Annotated in this window: 23 protein-coding genes and 1 pseudogene; 11 read left to right on the forward strand and 13 right to left on the reverse strand. The window is 61.6% G+C overall.

From position 1 onward, the window contains the following. Window positions 1–34: 34 nt before the first annotated feature. Window positions 35–1,666, forward strand: coding sequence for a CTP synthase (gene pyrG, locus AC2S2E_RS10200; RefSeq protein ID WP_476102489.1), 1,632 nt, complete (start codon window positions 35–37; stop codon window positions 1,664–1,666). Between the two features lie 225 nt (window positions 1,667–1,891). Here the strand turns inward: pyrG and AC2S2E_RS10205 are convergent, their stop codons facing one another. The 10 genes from AC2S2E_RS10205 to AC2S2E_RS10250 all read right to left on the reverse strand — a co-directional run bounded on the left by AC2S2E_RS10205 (window position 1,892) and on the right by AC2S2E_RS10250 (window position 5,644). Further along, complete coding sequence (locus AC2S2E_RS10205) at window positions 1,892–2,242, reverse strand: YbaN family protein (RefSeq protein ID WP_476102487.1); 351 nt, start codon at window positions 2,240–2,242, stop codon at window positions 1,892–1,894. Between the two features lie 6 nt (window positions 2,243–2,248). Further along, window positions 2,249–2,656, reverse strand: a complete 408-nt coding sequence (locus AC2S2E_RS10210) for a SufE family protein (RefSeq protein ID WP_172339248.1) — start codon at window positions 2,654–2,656, stop codon at window positions 2,249–2,251. Between the two features lie 26 nt (window positions 2,657–2,682). Continuing rightward, window positions 2,683–2,916, reverse strand: coding sequence for a hypothetical protein (locus AC2S2E_RS10215; protein WP_476102485.1), 234 nt, complete (start codon window positions 2,914–2,916; stop codon window positions 2,683–2,685). Window positions 2,917–2,930: 14 nt separating this feature from the next. Further along, window positions 2,931–3,188, reverse strand: a complete 258-nt coding sequence (locus tag AC2S2E_RS10220; RefSeq protein WP_486522244.1) for a hypothetical protein — start codon at window positions 3,186–3,188, stop codon at window positions 2,931–2,933. Between the two features lie 27 nt (window positions 3,189–3,215). Next, on the reverse strand, window positions 3,216–3,506 hold the full coding sequence (locus AC2S2E_RS10225) for a hypothetical protein (protein ID WP_476102480.1): 291 nt from the start codon (window positions 3,504–3,506) through the stop codon (window positions 3,216–3,218). A gap of 21 nt (window positions 3,507–3,527) precedes the next feature. Beyond that, complete coding sequence (locus AC2S2E_RS10230; protein ID WP_476102478.1) at window positions 3,528–3,818, reverse strand: hypothetical protein; 291 nt, start codon at window positions 3,816–3,818, stop codon at window positions 3,528–3,530. A 24-nt stretch (window positions 3,819–3,842) separates the two neighbouring features. After that, entirely contained in the window at window positions 3,843–4,220 is a 378-nt protein-coding gene (pspC, locus tag AC2S2E_RS10235; protein ID WP_476102476.1) for an envelope stress response membrane protein PspC, read from the reverse strand. Beyond that, window positions 4,217–4,546, reverse strand: coding sequence for an envelope stress response membrane protein PspB (gene pspB / locus AC2S2E_RS10240; protein WP_486522245.1), 330 nt, complete (start codon window positions 4,544–4,546; stop codon window positions 4,217–4,219). The genes pspC and pspB overlap by 4 nt, the downstream gene beginning before the upstream one ends. Window positions 4,547–4,550: 4 nt before the next feature. Then, entirely contained in the window at window positions 4,551–5,264 is a 714-nt protein-coding gene (gene pspA, locus AC2S2E_RS10245) for a phage shock protein PspA (protein WP_476103061.1), read from the reverse strand. 248 nt (window positions 5,265–5,512) lie between these two features. Further along, window positions 5,513–5,644: a hypothetical protein gene (locus AC2S2E_RS10250; protein WP_486522246.1), complete on the reverse strand. Its 132-nt coding sequence runs from the start codon at window positions 5,642–5,644 to the stop codon at window positions 5,513–5,515. Between AC2S2E_RS10250 and pspF the strand changes: the two genes are divergently transcribed. The 7 genes from pspF (at window position 5,643) to infB (ending at window position 13,730) form a co-directional block, all read left to right on the forward strand. Then, a complete protein-coding gene (pspF, locus tag AC2S2E_RS10255; RefSeq protein WP_486522247.1) occupies window positions 5,643–6,668 on the forward strand; it encodes a phage shock protein operon transcriptional activator in 1,026 nt (341 codons plus the stop codon). The two genes, AC2S2E_RS10250 and pspF, sit on opposite strands and share 2 nt — an antisense overlap. Before the next feature lie 71 nt (window positions 6,669–6,739). Then, window positions 6,740–7,510 carry a ParA family protein gene (locus tag AC2S2E_RS10260; protein WP_486522248.1) on the forward strand — a complete coding sequence of 257 codons (771 nt, stop codon included), beginning with the start codon at window positions 6,740–6,742 and terminating at the stop codon, window positions 7,508–7,510. A 44-nt stretch (window positions 7,511–7,554) separates the two neighbouring features. Next, window positions 7,555–8,001: a hypothetical protein gene (locus AC2S2E_RS10265; RefSeq protein WP_486522249.1), complete on the forward strand. Its 447-nt coding sequence runs from the start codon at window positions 7,555–7,557 to the stop codon at window positions 7,999–8,001. Between the two features lie 142 nt (window positions 8,002–8,143). Continuing rightward, the gene (rimP, locus tag AC2S2E_RS10270; RefSeq protein ID WP_486522250.1) at window positions 8,144–8,716 is read left to right on the forward strand and encodes a ribosome maturation protein RimP; all 573 of its coding nucleotides are present in this window, start codon (window positions 8,144–8,146) and stop codon (window positions 8,714–8,716) included. A gap of 2 nt (window positions 8,717–8,718) precedes the next feature. Then, the gene (gene nusA / locus AC2S2E_RS10275; protein ID WP_476102460.1) at window positions 8,719–10,347 is read left to right on the forward strand and encodes a transcription termination factor NusA; all 1,629 of its coding nucleotides are present in this window, start codon (window positions 8,719–8,721) and stop codon (window positions 10,345–10,347) included. Next, complete coding sequence (locus AC2S2E_RS10280) at window positions 10,328–11,080, forward strand: DUF448 domain-containing protein (protein ID WP_476102458.1); 753 nt, start codon at window positions 10,328–10,330, stop codon at window positions 11,078–11,080. The genes nusA and AC2S2E_RS10280 overlap by 20 nt, the downstream gene beginning before the upstream one ends. Before the next feature lie 22 nt (window positions 11,081–11,102). Beyond that, on the forward strand, window positions 11,103–13,730 hold the full coding sequence (gene infB, locus AC2S2E_RS10285) for a translation initiation factor IF-2 (RefSeq protein ID WP_486522251.1): 2,628 nt from the start codon (window positions 11,103–11,105) through the stop codon (window positions 13,728–13,730). 136 nt (window positions 13,731–13,866) lie between these two features. Here infB and AC2S2E_RS10290 read toward each other — a convergent pair. Beyond that, window positions 13,867–14,052 (reverse strand): annotated as a pseudogene (locus AC2S2E_RS10290) (RcnB family protein); the annotation flags it as partial. A 179-nt stretch (window positions 14,053–14,231) separates the two neighbouring features. Here AC2S2E_RS10290 and tnpA point away from each other — a divergent pair. The 3 genes from tnpA to tnpC are packed head-to-tail and all read left to right on the forward strand — an operon-like array spanning window position 14,232 to window position 16,577. Then, entirely contained in the window at window positions 14,232–14,597 is a 366-nt protein-coding gene (gene tnpA, locus AC2S2E_RS10295) for an IS66-like element accessory protein TnpA (RefSeq protein ID WP_486522252.1), read from the forward strand. Continuing rightward, window positions 14,581–14,934 (forward strand): IS66 family insertion sequence element accessory protein TnpB, encoded by a 354-nt coding sequence (gene tnpB / locus AC2S2E_RS10300; RefSeq protein WP_486522253.1) that lies wholly within the window; start codon window positions 14,581–14,583, stop codon window positions 14,932–14,934. Before tnpA ends, tnpB begins: the two co-directional genes overlap by 17 nt. Window positions 14,935–14,975: 41 nt before the next feature. Continuing rightward, complete coding sequence (gene tnpC, locus AC2S2E_RS10305; RefSeq protein WP_486522254.1) at window positions 14,976–16,577, forward strand: IS66 family transposase; 1,602 nt, start codon at window positions 14,976–14,978, stop codon at window positions 16,575–16,577. Between the two features lie 34 nt (window positions 16,578–16,611). On the opposite strand, the gene AC2S2E_RS10310 is transcribed toward tnpC, so the two are convergent. Beyond that, window positions 16,612–16,770, reverse strand: a complete 159-nt coding sequence (locus tag AC2S2E_RS10310; RefSeq protein WP_486522255.1) for a hypothetical protein — start codon at window positions 16,768–16,770, stop codon at window positions 16,612–16,614. Window positions 16,771–16,955: 185 nt separating this feature from the next. Further along, entirely contained in the window at window positions 16,956–17,345 is a 390-nt protein-coding gene (locus AC2S2E_RS10315) for an RcnB family protein (RefSeq protein ID WP_476102451.1), read from the reverse strand. Window positions 17,346–17,459 lie beyond the last annotated feature (114 nt).

A 17,459-nucleotide genomic window follows, 5' to 3' on the forward strand; every position in this document is an offset into this window, starting at 1 on the left:
ATTGATGGTTCGAAAAAGGTAAGGCGCAAATCCCATGGCGCGGTATATTTTCATCACCGGCGGCGTGGTCTCCTCGCTGGGCAAGGGTTTGATGGCGGCTTCTTTGGCCGCCTTGTTGCAGGCGCGTGGCTTTAAGGTCCGCATCCGCAAGTTCGACCCCTATCTCAACGTCGACCCCGGCACCATGAGCCCGTATCAGCACGGTGAGGTCTTTGTGACCGACGACGGCGCTGAAACGGACCTCGATCTTGGGCATTATGAACGCTTTACGGGCGTTTCGGCGCGCAAGAGCGACAACATCACCTCTGGCCGGATCTATCAGACGATCATCGCCAAGGAGCGCCGCGGCGACTATCTGGGTGCCACGGTTCAGGTGATCCCGCATGTGACCGACGCGATCAAGGAATTCGCCCAGGCGGATACCGATGATCTCGATTTCGTGCTTTGCGAAATCGGCGGCACGGTGGGCGACATCGAAGGCCTGCCCTTCATCGAGGCGATTCGCCAGTTGCGCAACGAACTGGGCCGTGAGCAGACCTGCTTTGCCCACGTGACGCTGGTGCCCTACATTGCGGCGGCCGGTGAGCTGAAGACCAAGCCGACTCAGCACTCGGTGCGCGAACTGACGTCCTATGGCATTCAGCCCGACGTGCTGCTGTGCCGTTGCGAACAGGAATTGCCTGAGAACGAGCGCAGCAAGATCGCGCTCTTCTGTAACGTGCGCAAGGAGGCGGTGATCCCGGCCCTTGACGCGCCGAACATCTATGCCGTGCCGTTGCAATATCACGCCGAAGGGCTGGATAATGCGGTGCTGCATCACTTCGGCCTGACCGCGCCCGAGCCGGTCCTCGACCGCTGGCAGGCGCTGACCAAGACTTATGCCAACCCCGAGGGTGAGGTCACCATCGGCGTGGTGGGCAAATATGTCGTGTTGCAGGACGCCTATAAGTCGCTGAACGAAGCGCTGGTGCATGGCGGCATTGCGAACAAGGTCAAGGTCAATATCAAATGGATCGACGCCGAAATCTTTGAAAAGGATGAGGAAGAGATCGTCTCGACGCTCGAACCTCTGCACGGCATTCTGGTGCCCGGCGGTTTTGGCGAACGCGGCACCGAAGGCAAGATTTCGGCGGTGCGCTTTGCCCGTGAACGCAAGGTGCCCTTCTTCGGTATCTGCCTCGGCATGCAGATGGCCTGTATCGAAGGCGCGCGCAACACGGCGGGAATCGCCGATGCTTCCTCGACCGAATTTGGCGAAACGACCGACCCCGTTGTGGGCATTATCACCGAATGGATGAGCGAAGAGGGCCTTCAGACCCGTACCAGCGAAACCGATCTTGGCGGCACGATGCGCCTCGGCGCCTATGAAGCCAAGCTGGCCGGCAACAGCCATGTCGCGGCGATTTATGGCAGCGAGACGATCAGCGAACGTCACCGCCACCGCTACGAAGTCAACAGCCACTATCGCGAAGCTCTGGAACAGGGCGGTTTGGTGTTCTCGGGCATGTCGCCCGATGGCCTGCTGCCCGAAATCGTCGAGCGTCCCGATCATCCATGGTTCGTCGGCGTGCAGTTTCACCCCGAACTCAAGAGCCGTCCGTTCGAGCCGCATCCGCTGTTTGCCGGTTTCATCGGGGCTGCGCTGCGTCAGGCGCGGTTGGTTTAAGGGGCAAGGTGCCTCCGGCGGGCAAAGGGACTCGGTCCCTTTGCAATCCCATTATTGGGGCTTGATCTGAGATCTTGTGTTGAAATGATTAAAGCCTGCGGCGCATTTCGTTGGCGCCGCAGGCTTTAATTTTGCAAACGGCGCGTCCGACACACAATGCCGATCCCATGGCTCAACGAAGACAGTAATGAGAGCGCGAGGGACGAGTCCCTCGCATCTATCCTTCTACTCAGCCCTTGTCCAAATCCACGACCCGGACAAAACCATCACCCCCACCGGGATCAACACCCACGGCCAACCAGCGGTAAACGCCGTAATCCCCACCGACACCGCCATGGCCAACAGCGCGGCCTTCTTGGCCCTACGCGGGATCGCGCGCCGTTCACGCCATTGGCGCAGGGGCGGGCCATAGGTTGGATGGTCGAGCAGGCGCTGTTCCCACGCGGGGTTCGAGCGGGCAAAGCAGAACAGCGCCAGCAACAGGAAAGGCACCGTGGGTAACAGGGGCAGGAAAGCCCCGACAATGCCGAGGCCAACAAAGAACAGGCCGCCCGCTTGATAAAGGTGGCGGCGCATCCCCGATCAGCCCGCCGCGAGCCGCGATGCGTGATCCTTGATCAGCGCGATCATGTTGGGCACGCCTTGGGTCCGGTTGCTGGAAAGCTGGTTTTTCAGATCAAACGGCGCCAGAGCCTCGGCAATATCCATCGCGGCGACTTCATCGGCGGGCTTGCCCTGAACCGCCGACAACACCAGCGCGATGATGCCCTTGGTGATCGCTGCATTCGAATCGGCCAGGAATTGCAGCCGGTCGCCCTGTTCCACCGGATAGACCCAGACGCTGGCCGAACATCCGCGCACCAGCGTGGCGTCGGTTTTCAGCGCGTCGGGCATCGGGTCCAGTTCGCGGCCCAGTTCGATCAACAGGCGGTAACGTTCGTCGGCTTCGAGGAATTCATATTCCTCGGCAATATCGGAGAGGCTGCGCATGAATGCTGCGATAGCGCCCATGGGCCTTACAAATCAACCCCGGCGGCAATCGCTTCCAGCTTGCGCAGGCGTTCTTTCAGGTCCGCCATCTCGATCCGCTGGGTGGGCGAGGGCTGTGCCGGTTCCTCGGCCTTGGCCGCCAGATCAAGTTCGCGGTGTTTCAGGCCAAGCCATCCCGACCAGCCGCGCAACAGGGCGATGCTGATCATGGCAATGGCGGTCAGGGCGGAGGCCAGTTCGGGCAGGGTCAGGCTGTCCATGGTAAAGCTCCGGATTACTGGTGGCGCAGGGCTTCGATTTCGGCCGAAAGCTTGTCTGCGCTGCGGGTTTCAAGCGTGGATGAGGTGGCGATGCGTTCCAGCACGCGGATGCGTTCGCGCAATTGTTCGACCTCGTAATCACTTTCGGGCGCGCGGGGCGTGTCGGCAAACTGGATCGCGGCCAACTTGCGGCGATGGCGCAGGGTGATGGCGGTGATGGCGATGCCGGTCCACATCAACGGGGCGAGGTTGTGAAGAAAATCATGCAACATCGGTTCAAACCCTTCTATCGGCCCCGCTTATCGACGGAGCGATTCGATTTCATCGGCCAGATCGCGGGCCTTGCGGTCCTCGGTGGCGATGCGTTCCAAGACCTTGATGCGTTCGCGCAATTCTTCGACTTCGCTGCTCAGCCGCTGATTGCGTATGTCGGCTTCGGCATTGTCGGCATGTTCGATGATGGTCTGCTTGCCCTTGTCATCGATGGTCACGCGGCGCGCCCGGCCCGACCGGCTGTAAAGCCCGGCCTGAAACACTTTCGCGACCGACGTGATGATGACGATCAGAACAATGGCTTCCCAGAAATTCATGACACTGGCTCCGGCGAGAGATCAGTTGAGGGGATCGCGGCGGTAATCTTCGACGGCGCGGGTGTCGCGCAGGGCCTCGATCTGGGCGGCGACGTCATAGCCCTTGTCGGTGACGATGCGTTCCAGCACGCGGACCCGTTCTTCCAACTCGCGCGTTTTGGCGGCATATTGCGCGGCGCGTTCGGCGGTGTCATCGGCGGTGGCGCGGATCTGCATTTCGGCGATGCGCGTCTTGTGCTTGGTCCAGATCGCGACAATCGGGATCGAGAGCGCGACGATCGGGATCAGCGCGCCAATGGTGCCAGCAGACATGGAAATTCCCCCTGATGCTGCGGCTTAGCGCAGCTTTTCAATCTCTTCGGACAGGCGCGGATTAGAGGAGACGTAATAGTCCTCCACAGCGGCCAACCGGCGGTCCAGATCGCGGAACTTGGCGCGGACCTCGCGGGTGGTGCGGCCCGGCGATTGGCGCACCCCCTGCCAGAAGCGCTGTTCTTCGCGGTCGGTGTACAATTCGCGCGGCTTGTTAGGGGCCAGGAAACCGATGCCGAAATAGACCAGCCAAGCGGTGCCCCCGCTCATGGAGAGCAGGATCAGCGTGGCGATCCGCACCCAAAGCACGTCAATTCCGGTGTAATCGGCAATCCCGGCGCAAACGCCCATGAACTTGCCATTGGCCTTGTCACGGTAAAAACGGGTGTGGATCGGGTTCATCGGATGCTCCTGTCGGAAGAGCGGGCGCGCATACGTTCAATCTCGCGCAGCGGGTGGTTGTCGATTTCGCGGTTGGGCCCAGAAAAACTGGATTGGGGTACGGCGGGGTGAAATTCGGGATGTTCCGAAGCGACAAGGCGCTCGACCGTATCCATCCGTTCATCCAGCCGCCGGGCCAATTGATAGAGTTCCTCCAGCAAGGCTTCGTCATCGGTGGTCAGCGTTGCGGCGGTTTTCCATTTGGTGACGTAATGCAGGATCACCCAAGGCAGGCCGATGAACAGCGCGACCACGCAGGCAAGGCCCACGACATCTCCACTTTCCATGGCCTCAGCCCTCCTTGCGCAAAGCGCGCTTCATGGCTTCGAGTTCCTCGTCCACCTTGTCGCCAGAGGCGAGGGCGGCGATTTCGTCGGCAAGGCTGGGCTTGGCATTGTCGGCAAGGCCAAGGGCATCGGCGCGGCCTTCAGCATAATCGACGCGGCGCTCCAGCGCATCGAAACGCGCCATGGCTTCATCGACGCGCTCGCTGGCCAGCAAGGTGCGCAGCTTGACCCGGTTTTCCGCGCTTTCCAGACGGGCGGCAATCGCGGTCTGGCGGCTGCGGGCCTCGCGCAGGCGGGTTTGCAGCTTTTCAATGTCGGCTTCAAAGGCGCGCAGACTGTCGTCCAGCACCGCGACTTCTGACATCAACTGATCGGCCATGTCCGAAGCCTTGCGTTTTTCCACCAGAGCGGCGCGGGCCAGATCCTCGCGGTCCTTGGACAGGGCAAGCTGCGCCTTTTCGCCCCAATCGGCCTGAAGGCGGTCGAGCTTGGCGATATGGCGGCGCATTTCCTTCTGGTCGGCGATGGTGCGGGCGGCGGACGCGCGCACTTCGACCAGCGTTTCCTCCATTTCAAGGATGATCATGCGGATCATCTTGGAAGGATCTTCGGCCTTTTCCAGAAGATCGGAGAAATTGGCGGCGATAATGTCGCGGGTGCGGCTGAAAATGCCCATGCGGCTTGCTCCCGATGATGGATTGGATTGCAGTTTCTCGATTTCCCGTTCTAGCTTGCTGAAGCCTTTCGAGAAATCCTGAAGTGAAAAAAACCGGGCCGGAGGGGGAAGTGCCGCATCGCGCAGGGGCGTTGCGCGATCATCACCCGAAAAGCGGGTGAACTGGCCCTCCGGCCCGCCCTTCGCCAGACCCGTTTGGGGGTTGCGCATCGGTTGTGTCGGCGATGCGCCGATCATGCCGGGGGTGTCGGCATGAAAGTGTGGGTCGAGAGGCGAAAGTTCGGTCATGCCTAGGTTATTGCATGGGGCGTGCCAATTTGCGGAAAGCCCGATTTTTCCGGCATTTTGTGATGGCGCGGATTGACGGATTTTGTGATTTTTGCCAACCTTCGGGAAATTTCACCAAGGATAGGCAAAGTCATGGCCCTGTCTCCTCAACACGCCCAGCGCGACACGCAATTCATTGGCCAATCGGGCGCTTTCCTTGATGCGGTGGAGCGCGCCAGTCGCGCCGCGCCCCTGCGTCGCCCGGTTCTGGTGATTGGTGAGCGGGGTACGGGCAAGGAACTGATCGCGGAACGTCTCCACCGCCTGTCGATGCGTTGGGATGAGCCTTTGGTGACGCTCAATTGCGCGGCCATGCCCGAAACGCTGATCGAGGCGGAATTGTTCGGGCATGAGGCGGGGGCCTTTACCGGCGCGACGCGGGCGCGTGCAGGGCGGTTTGAGGAGGCGGATCGCGGTACTCTGTTCCTCGACGAATTGGGGACGCTGAGCATGGGGGCGCAGGAGCGCCTGTTGCGCGCGGTCGAATATGGCGAGGTGACGCGGATCGGGGCCTCGCGCCCGGTGCGGGTGGATGTGCGCATTGTCGCGGCCACCAACGAAGACCTGCCCCGCATGGCGCGTGAAGGGCGGTTTCGCGCTGATTTGCTCGACCGATTGAGTTTTGAGGTCATCACCCTGCCGCCATTGCGCGCGCGGGAAGGGGACATCCTGGTGCTAGCCGAATATTTCGGGCGGCGTATGGCCAGCGAGATGGGTTGGGACCGCTGGCCGGGATTCACCGGGGCGGCGGCGGCGGCGCTGGAGAAGTATCAGTGGCCCGGCAATGTCCGCGAATTGCGCAATGTGATCGAGCGCGCCGTCTATCGCAGCGATACGCCCGATGCGCCAATTGCCGATATCACCTTCGACCCCTTTGATTCGCCTTGGAAGCCGACGCAATCCCTGCGCGCTGCCGACAATGACGCGCCGCCCGCCGCAGTGATGGCCGGCGATCTGGCCGGGGTGTGTGACTTGCGCGGGGCGGTCGATGCCCATGAAAAAGCGATTGTCGAGGCAGCTCTTGCCCGCCACCGGTATAATCAGCGCCAGACCGCAAAGGCTCTGGGCGTGACCTATGACCAATTGCGGCACACCATGCGAAAGCATCATCTGCTTTGACTTGCGGGCTTTGACTTGCGGATGTCACCTTTGCGGGCTTAGGCTGTGGTTTCAGGTAGAAAGGCGGGCGCATGGGCAAGGTGATCGCGGTTTACAGTATGAAGGGCGGGGTGGGGAAATCCTCGCTGGCGGTCAATCTGGCGCATGGCTTTGCGGTTTCCGGCAAGAGGACGCTGATCTGGGATATTGATGCGCAGGGGGCGGTGGCGTTCCTGTTGGGGCAGTCAGGTGCGGCGGCGAAAGCCAAGAAGATATTCGCCCGCGACGCTGATCCCGCCGATGCGATTGTACCGACGAATTGGCCCGAACTCGACCTGATCGCTGCGGACCTGTCGCTGCGCCATCTCGAAAGCGATCTGGCCGATGACAAGCCCAAGCGTTTGAAGAAGCTGCTGGAGAGCCTTTCGCCCGATTATGACCGGATCGTGGTGGATTGCCCGCCGGGTCTGGGCGGGATTTCGGACCAGATTTTCCGCGCCGCCGATCTGCTGGTGGTGCCTTTGTTGCCCGCGCCCTTGGCGATGCGCACGTTGGAGCAGGTGAAGGATCATCTGGCCGCCGAGCGCGGCGGCAAGGCGCCCGGCGTGTTGCCGGTTCTGTCCATGGTGGACCGGCGCAAGGCGATGCACCGCGAGATTGTCGAGGCCCATCCCGACTGGCCCGTGATTCCGCACGCCAGCGTGATCGAGCAGATGGGGCTGAAACAGGCGCCTCTGGCCGAATTTGCGGGGCGCAGCGCGGCCATGCTGGCGGTGGAAAATGTGCTGGCGCGGGCGGAGCTGATGCTGGGCAGCGGGGTGTGGCTGACGCAGGCGACGGATGACGGGTGGGTGAAGGGATGAGGGGCCAATCTGGCGGAGACGGCGATGTGCTTTCTGGACCGGCAATGTTGGTGCTCGCCGTTCCAATGGGATTTCATGTCGGTCTGTTGGTCTGGTTGCTGTTCATTCTTTTGGCTGCGATGTTCGGCTTCGGTCCGTTCGACGACTTCTCATGGCGTGATCTTTTAGGGTTAGGCCCGATCTTCATCCTTGTGGAGATTATTGGTCTTCTGCTGGCCAGTTTCGGGGCGGTGGTTTTAGGTTGGCCTGCGGTGCACTGGCTTCAAAATGATGTGATGTCGCGAAAATCGGGCTTGCTTGCCGTGGTGTATGCGGGCCTTTGTGGGGGCGCCATTTCAGCGGCATTCTGGGCCATCTTGTTTGGCTGGAATGCCGATTTGTGGATCAATGTGCTTTTCTTTGTATGTGGGGTTCCTTTTGGCGCATCGATTGGCGGGTGCTGGTTGTTTTTGTGCCGCCGTGCGTGCCTGGGGGAATTGCGAAAGCAATAGTCGTTGCGTGGCTCTTGCATTCGCGGCCAAACAGGCGTAAAGGCCCGATCAATCCCGACATTGTGAAGCAAAGCGGGGCTGGCGCCGGAAGGGGCCGGCGCGAAACTGCTTCGCTACCTTGTCGCTCATTACAGGAACTTACATGGCCAATATCGCGCGCATTACCGAGATTGTCGAACCCGAGGTGAAAGCCCTTGGCCTGGATCTTGTGCGCGTGATTCTGTTTGGCAAATCCGATGTGGGCGATGAAGAGTATACGCTCCAGATTATGGCCGAGCGCCCCGAAACCGGGCAATTGGTGATCGGCGATTGTGTCGCGCTCTCGCACCGCATTTCGGACAAGATTGACGCTTTGGAAGAAGCGGGTGAGACGCTGATCGAGGAAGCCTATCGCCTTGAGGTCAGTTCGCCCGGTATTGACCGCCCGCTGACGCGGCTTAAGGATTTTACCGCGTGGATCGGCCATGAGGCCAAGGTCAACCTGACCGTTCCTGTCGATGGCAATCGCAAGAGCGTGGTGGGTAATCTGATCGCTCTTGAAGGCGAGGTGATCACGTTGGAGGATAAAAAGTCCGGCCGCGTGTCCTTCCCCTTTGCTGATATTCATTCCGCCAAGCTGGTGCTGACCGATCGCCTGCTGGCTGCCTCTAAACCCATCGAACTTGACGAAGAATTCGACGAGATCGACGAAGAAACCGAAACGCAGGAAGACTGATTATGGCCAGTGCGATTTCCGCCAACCGCGCCGAACTGCTCGCGATTGCAACGGCTGTTGCCACCGAGAAGATGATCGACAAGGCGATCGTCATCGAGGCAATGGAAGAAGCGATCCAGAAGTCGGCCCGTAACCGCTATGGCGCCGAAAACGACATTCGCGCCAAGCTGGACCCGCGCACCGGCGATCTGCGCCTGTGGCGCGTGGTCGAAGTGGTCGAGCATGTCGATGACTATTTCAAGCAGGTGGATCTGAAGGCTGCTGAAAAGCTGCAGAAGGACGCCAAGATCGGTGACTTCATCGTCGACCCGCTGCCGCCGGTGGACCTTGGCCGCATTGACGCCCAGAGCGCCAAGCAGGTCATTTTCCAGAAGGTGCGCGATGCCGAGCGCGACCGTCAGTATGCCGAGTTCAAGGACCGCGCGGGCGAAATCGTCACGGGCGTGATCAAGTCGGTCGAGTTCGGCCATGTGATCGTCAACCTTGGTCGCGCCGAGGGCGTGATCCGCCGTGATCAGCAGATCCCGCGCGAAACCGCCCGCGTGGGCGAGCGTGTGCGTGCGCTGATCCTGAAGGTTGAGCGTCAGAACCGTGGCCCGCAGATTTTCCTGAGCCGCGCGCATCCCGATTTCATGAAGCGCCTGTTCGCGCAGGAAGTGCCTGAAATCTACGACAACATCATCGAGATCAAGGCCGCCGCCCGCGATCCCGGTTCGCGCGCCAAGATCGGCGTGATCAGTCGCGATTCGAGCATCGACCCGGTCGGCGCCTGCGTCGGCATGAAGGGCAGCCGCGTGCAGGCCGTCGTGCAGGAAATGCAGGGCGAAAAGATCGACATCATTCCCTGGAGCGAAGATACCGCCACTTTTGTGGTGAACGCTCTCCAGCCCGCGACTGTCAGCCGCGTGGTGATTGATGAAGAAGAAGGCCGCATCGAGGTTGTGGTTCCCGACGATCAGCTCTCGCTGGCCATCGGTCGCCGTGGCCAGAACGTGCGTCTGGCCAGCCAGTTGACTGGCCGTCAGATCGACATCATGACCGAGGCCGAGGCGAGCGAAAAGCGTCAGAAGGAATTCGCCGAAAAGTCCAAGCTGTTCGAAGAAGAGCTGGACGTCGACGAAACCCTCTCGCAGCTCTTGGTGGCCGAAGGCTTCAGCGAGCTGGAAGAAGTGGCCTATATCGAAATCGCCGAACTGGCGCAGATCGAAGGCTTTGACGAGGAACTGGCCGAAGAGCTGCAGAACCGCGCGCAGGAAGCGCTGGATCGCCGCGAAGAGGCCGCCCGTCAGGAACGTCGCGCTCTGGGCGTTGAAGATGCGCTGGCTGAACTGCCGCATCTCAACGAAGGCATGCTGGTGACGCTGGGCAAGGCGGGGATCAAGACGCTCGACGATCTGGCCGATCTGGCCACCGATGAGTTGATCGCCAAGAAGCGCGTCAATGACCAGCGCCGCCGCAATGACAAGCGCGACCGCGACGACAAGCGCGATGAAAAGCGCGAAGAAGTGAGCCGCGGCGGTGTGCTGGGCGAATATGGGCTGACCGAAGAGCAGGGCAATGAGATCATCATGGCCGCCCGTGCTCACTGGTTCACTGATGAGGAGGCCGCCGATGCGGATTCCTCGCAATGAACGCGTAAGCGCCGACATCGCTGACGCCGGGCCGGAAAGGAAATGCATCCTTTCCGGCGAGGTGGCCCCGCGCGATGCGCTGATCCGACTGGCGATTTCGCCCGAAGGACCGGATGGGGCCTGCTTTATCGCACCCGATGCTTTGGCCAAGGCGCCAGGGCGTGGGGCGTGGATCGGTGTGCGTAAGGACGAACTGACAAAGGCGATTGCCAAGGGTAAGCTGAAGGGCGCTCTGGCGCGGGCCTATAAAGGCGCGAAAATTGCCATTCCCGATGACCTGCCGGAAAAGATCGAAGCGGCGCTGACCCGCGCCTTCACCGATCGGCTGGGGCTGGAAATGCGCAGCGGGCGCTTGCTGGTAGGCTCTGATCGCATTGCCGAAAATGCGCGCATGGGGCGTGTCGTATGGCTGGCCCATGCGGCCGATGCGGGCGATGATGGCAATCGCAAGCTGGATCAGGCCTGGCGCGTAGGCAAGGAAACCGAAGGCAGTGGTGAAAAGGGTGACACCTTGCCACTGGACCGCGCGGCCCTGTCTGTGGCATTGGGCCGCGACAATGTCGTGCATCTGGCGTTGACCGACCGGGCATCGGCCGAAAGGCTTGCCCCCTTGCTCGCGCGCCTGAATCACTATCTTGCCGAAGATAATCAAGGCTTTGGCGGTAATTCCGCCGAACCGGACGCACATCATGATGACGCCGCCGACAGTGAGTCGCCGGCTGAGACGAATTGAGACTGAAGGGCTGTTTGAACCGATGACCGATAACAATGACAAACCGACACTGGGTCGCAAGCCGCTGGGGCTGAAGCGCTCGGTGGAAGCGGGCGAAGTCAAACAGACCTTCAGCCACGGCCGCACCAATAAGGTGGTGGTTGAAGTCAAGCGCCGCAAGGTGATCCCGGGCAAGCCGGGTGAGGGTGCCCCGCAGGCTGGTGAGGCCGCTCCGGCTCCTGCGCCTGCGCCCGCTCCTGTGGCACAGCCTGCGCGTCCGCCGCTGCCGCCTGTGCGCCCGGCGCCCGTAGCCGCAAGCCGCGAAACGCGTCAGGAAATGCAGGCTCGCCTGCTGCGCGAGGCCGAAGAAGCCCGTCTGGCCGCGACCGAGGCTGCGACCCGTCGTGAACAGGAAGAAAAGGCGCGCCAGATCGAAGAAGAGCGCCGCCGCGCCGAAGAAAACCGTCGCGCTGCCGAAGCTGCTGCGGCCCCTGCGCCTGCGCCCGTCGTGGAAGAAGCGCCCAAGGCTGGTGAAGCCGCGCCTGCGCCTGCCGCGCCCGTGGCAAAGCCGGTGGCCGAAGCCGCTCCTGCGCCGGCGGCCCCGGTGAAGGTCGAAGCGCCCAAGGCTGCTCCGGTTGAGGAAAAGCCCGCTGCGCCTGCGCCGCGCCGCTTTACGCCGGTTCAATCGGCGCCGACCCCGCCGCGTCGCCCCGAAGCGGCGGCGCCTGCGCCCAAGAAGCCTGCGCCCAGCCGTGGCAAGACCGCCGACGAACGTCGCGGCGGCAAGCTGACGGTGAACCGCGCGCTCAACGAGGACGAAGGCGCCCGCGCCCGTTCGCTGGCCGCGTTGAAGCGTGCCCGCGAAAAGGAACGCCGCGCCCACTTCGGCGGTCAGTATCAGCAGCGTGAAAAGCAGGTGCGCGACGTGATCGTGCCCGAAGCGATCACGGTGCAGGAACTGGCCAACCGTATGGCTGAAAAGGCCGCCGATCTGGTCAAGTCGCTGTTCAAGATGGGCATGGTGGTGACGCTTAATCACACCATCGATCAGGATACGGCGGAACTGCTGGTCGAAGAATTCGGCCACAACATCCAGCGCGTTTCGGAAAGCGACGTTGATATCGACTCGACCGTTGACGTCGATGCCGATGAAACGCTCAAGACCCGTCCGCCTGTCGTGGCGATCATGGGCCACGTTGACCATGGCAAGACCTCGCTGCTCGACGCTTTGCGTGGGACAGACGTGGTGCGCGGCGAAGCCGGCGGCATTACGCAGCATATCGGCGCCTATCAGATCAAGACCAAGGGCGGCGATCTCGTCACCTTCCTTGATACGCCGGGCCACGAAGCTTTCACCGAAATGCGTATGCGCGGCGCCAATGTCACCGACATCGTCATTCTGGTGGTTGCGGGCGATGACGGCCTGATGCCGCAGACGATCGAGGCGATCAACCACACCAAGGCGGCCGGCGTGCCGATGATCGTGGCGATCACCAAGAGCGACAAGCCCGAATTCAACCCGCAGAAGATCCGCGAACGTCTGCTCGAACATGAAATCATTGTCGAGCAGATGTCGGGTGACGTTCAGGACGTGGAAGTTTCGGCCAAGACCGGCGCGGGGCTTCAGGATCTGATCGACAAGATCCTGCTGCAGGCCGAATTGATGGAACTGCGCGCCAATCCGGACCGCGCGGCCGAAGCCACCGTGATCGAAGCCAAGCTGGACAAGGGCAAGGGACCGCTGGCCACCGTGCTGATCAACCGTGGTACGCTCAAGGTTGGCGACATCTTCGTCGTCGGCACCCAGTCGGGCCGCGTGCGCGCCATGCTGGACGACAAGGGCCGTCAGGTGAAGCAGGCTCCGCCCGCGTTGCCGGTTGAGGTTCTGGGTCTGGGCGGTGTGCCGATGGCCGGGGATACGCTGACCGTTGTGGAAAGCGAAGCGCGTGCCCGTGAAGTGGCTGCCTTCCGTCAGGAACAGGCCACCGCCAAGCGCACCACCGCATCGCCGGCAAGCCTTGAAAACATGTTCTCGGCTCTGGCCGCCAAGCAGTCGGTGATCGAATATCCGATCGTCGTGAAGGCGGACGTGCAGGGTTCGGTCGAAGCTATCGTCAACGCGCTCAACCGCCTGTCGAATGACGAGATCAAGCTCAAGGTGCTGGCTTCGGGCGTCGGCGCCATCACGGAAAGCGACGTCAATCTGGCGGCGGCTTCGGGCGCGCCGATCGTGGGCTTCAACGTCCGTCCCAATGCCAAGGCGCGCGACATTGTCGAACGCTTCAAGGTGCGGATGAAGTATTTCGACGTGATCTATCACCTGACCGATGACATCGCTAAGGAAATGGCGGGTGTCTGGGGGCCGGAACGCATCGAAACCGTCGTCGGCCGCGCCGAGGTCAAGGAGGTGTTCCCAGCCGGCAAGCACAACAAGGCCGCTGGTCTGTTGGTTGTCGAAGGTTACATCAAGAAAGGCCTGCACACGCGTCTTACCCGCAACGACGTCATCGTTTCCAAGACCACCGTGGCCTCGCTGCGCCGGTTCAAGGACGACGTTGCCGAAGTACGCGCCGGTCTGGAATGCGGTGTCGTTCTGGAAGCAACCAACGATGTGAAGGCGGGCGATATGCTCGAAGTCTTCGAAGTCGAAATGCGCGAGCGTACGCTCTGATCCTTTGACGGATCGGCCCCGGAAACGGGGCGCAACGAAAAAGGGCGGCTTCCCGTGTGGGGAGCCGCCCTTTTTGCATGGCGGGCAGATTGGGAAAGGGACGGGCGGGGCTGTGATGACGCCGCCCGAATGGCCCTTAACGGATTGCGCCGGCAATCACGCTGGCCACGATGCCCGATGTGATGCCGATCAGCACGGCGTCATTGCCGCTGCGGACCCAGCGATAGCCGCGGGGCGGCGGGCCAAGGCGGCGATAGCGGTGATAATCGACAACGGCATAATTAGGTGCGCGGCGACGGTCGAAGCGTTCGCCCTTGCGGAACTGAACGAATTGGGGGGCATTGCCGCGCCCCTGCGGGCCGTGGAACGCGGGGCCGCCGCGGTTGTCGGTAAGCGCGCAAAGCCCTGCACCTGTTCACTGACATCGACATGATGGATTGTGTCCACGAGGAGATCGTGGACACAATGGCATTGGATGGTGGGATTTTGGGGCGGCCCGGAGTGGTCAGTGTTTCTCGCAATGGGAAGCGTCGGTATGATCCGATCTGGAAGGAGCGGTTGATCGCAGCAGCCCTTGAACCGGGGGTCTCGATTGCAAGGCTCGCACTGGAGCATGGGGTGAATGCCAACCAGTTGCGCAACTGGGTCAAAGTGCTTCGGGACCGACAGGGGGTGTGGGCACCGAAGAATGTGCCTGCCTGCGGGCCGTCAGCTTTCGTTCCGGTTGTTGAAGTCACATCACCGGCACGCCTGCAATTGAAGGCATCGCTGCCGAATGGCGTTCTGCTTGAGCTGGCCGATGCGGATGCACAAGCCCTGTCTGTATTCATCGAAGTGCTGGGGCGTTGCCATGTTCCGGCTCGCTGAAGATCTGCGGGTCTATCTCCACCGGGATCCGATCGATTTTCGCTGTGGGATCAACAGTCTTGCGATCCTGGTCGAGCAATCGATGGGCCTCAATCCGTTCGAGCGCGCGGTGTTTGCCTTCTGCAACCGGCGTCGCACCCGGATGAAGCTCCTGTTCTTTGAGCGGTCCGGCTTTGTCCTGGTGTTGAAGGCGCTGACGGAGGATAAATTCCGGTGGCCCCGACGCGCGGAAACGGTGGTGGCGCTCACCGCCGAGCAATTGCGGTGGCTGCTGGACGGGATCGATATTGACGCGATGGTGCCTCATCCGGTGCGGCAATATCAGTTTGTTGGCTAAAGGCTGTTGACGCGGGAGGGGGCTTTCGATTCAAGACTGTGATGGATCAAACCGGCGTCCCCACTGTTGCGGAATTGATGGCGCTTCTGGCGACCAAAGCCGCCGAGGTCGCGACATTGGAGGCCGAGAAAGACGCCCTCGCACGGCGCATCCGCAAGCTTGAGGAGGAACTGGCGCTGGCGCGGCTGCACCGCTTTGCGCCGCGCAGCGAAAAGCACATGGATCGTATCTTCAACGAAGCCGAGCAGGTCTCCCATGAGGGTGATGCAGGCGAAGATCACGACGATATCGATGAGCCGGGCGCGGCCGATCTTCCCGATACGGAATTGCCGGAGGCGCAAAAGCCCGCAGGCAAAAAGCGCGGTCGCAAGCCGCTGCCCGCCAACCTGCCGCGCCAACGCGTCGAGTATGACCTTGCCGAGGACCAGCAGGTCTGCCCGTGCTGCCGCGGCCGGATGCATCGCATGGGCGAGGTCGTTACGGAGCAGCTTCACGTCGAGGTGAAGGCCACGGTTCTGCAGAATGCCCGCGCCAAATATGCCTGCCGCCATTGCGACCGCACCGGGATCACGACGCCGATCATTCTTGCCCCGATGCCCGCACAGCCCTTGCCGGGCAGCATTGCCACGGCCTCGACGCTGGCCTTCGCCCTTGTTCATAAATACGTCGACGGCACACCCCTCTATCGTCTGGCGCAAACCTTCGAGCGCGCGGGCGTGCCGGTCAGCCGCGGTGCTCTGGGCCATTGGGTGATCGGTTCAAGCCAGAGGCACCTGTATCGCATCTATGACGCCCTGAAGCTGCGCCTCCGGTCCCAGGAGGTCATCCATGGCGACGAGACGACGGTTCAGGTTCTGAAGGAAGAAGGCAAGGCCCCTGCCAGCACCTCATATATGTGGGCGTACCGCAGCGGCGAGGAGAGCCAGCAGCCGATCGTGCTGTTCGACTATCAGCCCGGTCGCGGGCAGGAATATCCGCAGACCTTCCTTGGCGACTATCGCGGCATCCTGATGAGTGACGGATACTCGGCCTGGCGCACATTGAAAGGCGCTACCCATCTGGGATGCATGGCTCACGCCAGACGGCGCTTTGCTGACGCCCTCAAGGCGAGGAAGAAACCAGGCGGGCCGCCCGCACAGGCCCTCAAGTTCTTCGACCAGCTCTACCGGATCGAAAGGCAGGCGCGGGACGAAATACCCATCGAGGGAGAAACACAGGCCGACACCATGCGTCGCTTCCGCCAGAAACATAGCGTCCCGGTCCTCAATGCCCTCAAGGCGTGGCTCAATGCCATCGCACCCAAGGTCGTGCCCGACACCAAGCTTGGCGATGCGGTCTCCTACACCCTCAACCAGTGGGGGTATCTGATGCGCTATGCCGAAGACGGCAGAATGCCGATCGACAACAATCTTCTCGAACGCGACATCAGAATCTTTGCAACAGGCAGGAAATCCTGGCTTTTCTGTGATACCCCGGACGGAGCAAGGGCCAGCGCCGTCATCTACAGCCTGATGTTGACTTGCCGCGCCTGTGGCGTCGAGCCTCTCGCATGGCTACGCCATGTCCTCACGGAACTGCCCCAGCGCCCACATGGCGCCGATATCGACGACCTGCTGCCATTCAACTTCAAAAACCAAGCCTGAACCGCCACATTCGTTCCGCGCACGTTGCCCTGCGTCATTTATGATCGCCGCCCACCAGCGTGATCCGCGCGCTATGAAATGCGCGCTTACGGTTGTCGTGGCCGCGATCATAATGGCCGCCCGGTTGCGCCATGGCCGGAACCGCAGGAACCAGCAGGGCGGCGGCAATCGCCAGTGCGATAGGGGTCTTCATGGTTTTCCTCCTGTATGAAGCCGTGAAATCGTGATCAAATGATTACGAGGAGGAAACGCACGGGAGGCTGAACGGCCCCCGTCATTCTTGTGCTAAATTGTCGCAATTATTTGTGATAGTTACAAAAAAGCCCGCCTTGATCGCCAAGGCGGGCCGCAAGTTGATCGGGTCGAGGGTGAAGTGAATTAACGCATGGCGCCGACGATGACGCTGGCCACGATGCCGCTGGCGATACCGACCATCAGGGCGTCATTGCCGCTGCGGACCCAGTGATATCCGCGCGGCGGAGGGCGCAAACGGTCCCAGCGGCGATAGTCGTTGATCACGTAATAGTTGGGCGCGCGGCTTGCATAGAAGCGCTCACCGCGGCGGAATTGGCGCCAGCCCGGTTGGGGCGCCCAGCCGCCGCGGCTCCAGCCCGGACCGCGGTCGTGGCGCCAATCGCGGTCGTACCCGCCATGATGGCCCCGGTCCCAATGGCCCCGCCCGTGCCCATGACCATGACCGGGATCGGCCGCAGCGATCGTCGGGGCCAGCGCGAGGGCGCAAAGTGCCAGACTGATGATTTTACGCATGATATTCCTCCTTCCGGTTCCGTTCTGATGGACGAGATCAGATTTCGGAGCCGCTCAATGTGTAAGAAGTCATTGCCAAGCGATGCGTTCCATGGGCAAAGCGAATTTACGACA

The organism is Novosphingobium sp. 550D (assembly GCF_057401885.1).

Excerpts from the sequence above, each read along its gene's own strand:
- pyrG (WP_476102489.1), top strand. The coding sequence starts at position 35 with ATGGCGCGGTATATTTTCATCACCGGCGGCGTGGTCTCCTCGCTGGGC.
- AC2S2E_RS10205 (WP_476102487.1), bottom strand. The coding sequence starts at position 2,242 with ATGCGCCGCCACCTTTATCAAGCGGGCGGCCTGTTCTTTGTTGGCCTC.
- AC2S2E_RS10210 (WP_172339248.1), bottom strand. The coding sequence starts at position 2,656 with ATGCGCAGCCTCTCCGATATTGCCGAGGAATATGAATTCCTCGAAGCC.
- AC2S2E_RS10215 (WP_476102485.1), bottom strand. The coding sequence starts at position 2,916 with ATGGACAGCCTGACCCTGCCCGAACTGGCCTCCGCCCTGACCGCCATT.
- AC2S2E_RS10220 (WP_486522244.1), bottom strand. The coding sequence starts at position 3,188 with ATGTTGCATGATTTTCTTCACAACCTCGCCCCGTTGATGTGGACCGGC.
- AC2S2E_RS10225 (WP_476102480.1), bottom strand. The coding sequence starts at position 3,506 with ATGAATTTCTGGGAAGCCATTGTTCTGATCGTCATCATCACGTCGGTC.
- AC2S2E_RS10230 (WP_476102478.1), bottom strand. The coding sequence starts at position 3,818 with ATGTCTGCTGGCACCATTGGCGCGCTGATCCCGATCGTCGCGCTCTCG.
- pspC (WP_476102476.1), bottom strand. The coding sequence starts at position 4,220 with ATGAACCCGATCCACACCCGTTTTTACCGTGACAAGGCCAATGGCAAG.
- pspB (WP_486522245.1), bottom strand. The coding sequence starts at position 4,546 with ATGGAAAGTGGAGATGTCGTGGGCCTTGCCTGCGTGGTCGCGCTGTTC.
- pspF (WP_486522247.1), top strand. The coding sequence starts at position 5,643 with ATGGCCCTGTCTCCTCAACACGCCCAGCGCGACACGCAATTCATTGGC.
- AC2S2E_RS10250 (WP_486522246.1), bottom strand. The coding sequence starts at position 5,644 with ATGACTTTGCCTATCCTTGGTGAAATTTCCCGAAGGTTGGCAAAAATC.
- AC2S2E_RS10260 (WP_486522248.1), top strand. The coding sequence starts at position 6,740 with ATGGGCAAGGTGATCGCGGTTTACAGTATGAAGGGCGGGGTGGGGAAA.
- AC2S2E_RS10265 (WP_486522249.1), top strand. The coding sequence starts at position 7,555 with ATGTTGGTGCTCGCCGTTCCAATGGGATTTCATGTCGGTCTGTTGGTC.
- rimP (WP_486522250.1), top strand. The coding sequence starts at position 8,144 with ATGGCCAATATCGCGCGCATTACCGAGATTGTCGAACCCGAGGTGAAA.
- nusA (WP_476102460.1), top strand. The coding sequence starts at position 8,719 with ATGGCCAGTGCGATTTCCGCCAACCGCGCCGAACTGCTCGCGATTGCA.
- AC2S2E_RS10280 (WP_476102458.1), top strand. The coding sequence starts at position 10,328 with ATGCGGATTCCTCGCAATGAACGCGTAAGCGCCGACATCGCTGACGCC.
- infB (WP_486522251.1), top strand. The coding sequence starts at position 11,103 with ATGACCGATAACAATGACAAACCGACACTGGGTCGCAAGCCGCTGGGG.
- tnpB (WP_486522253.1), top strand. The coding sequence starts at position 14,581 with ATGTTCCGGCTCGCTGAAGATCTGCGGGTCTATCTCCACCGGGATCCG.
- tnpC (WP_486522254.1), top strand. The coding sequence starts at position 14,976 with ATGGATCAAACCGGCGTCCCCACTGTTGCGGAATTGATGGCGCTTCTG.
- AC2S2E_RS10310 (WP_486522255.1), bottom strand. The coding sequence starts at position 16,770 with ATGAAGACCCCTATCGCACTGGCGATTGCCGCCGCCCTGCTGGTTCCT.
- AC2S2E_RS10315 (WP_476102451.1), bottom strand. The coding sequence starts at position 17,345 with ATGCGTAAAATCATCAGTCTGGCACTTTGCGCCCTCGCGCTGGCCCCG.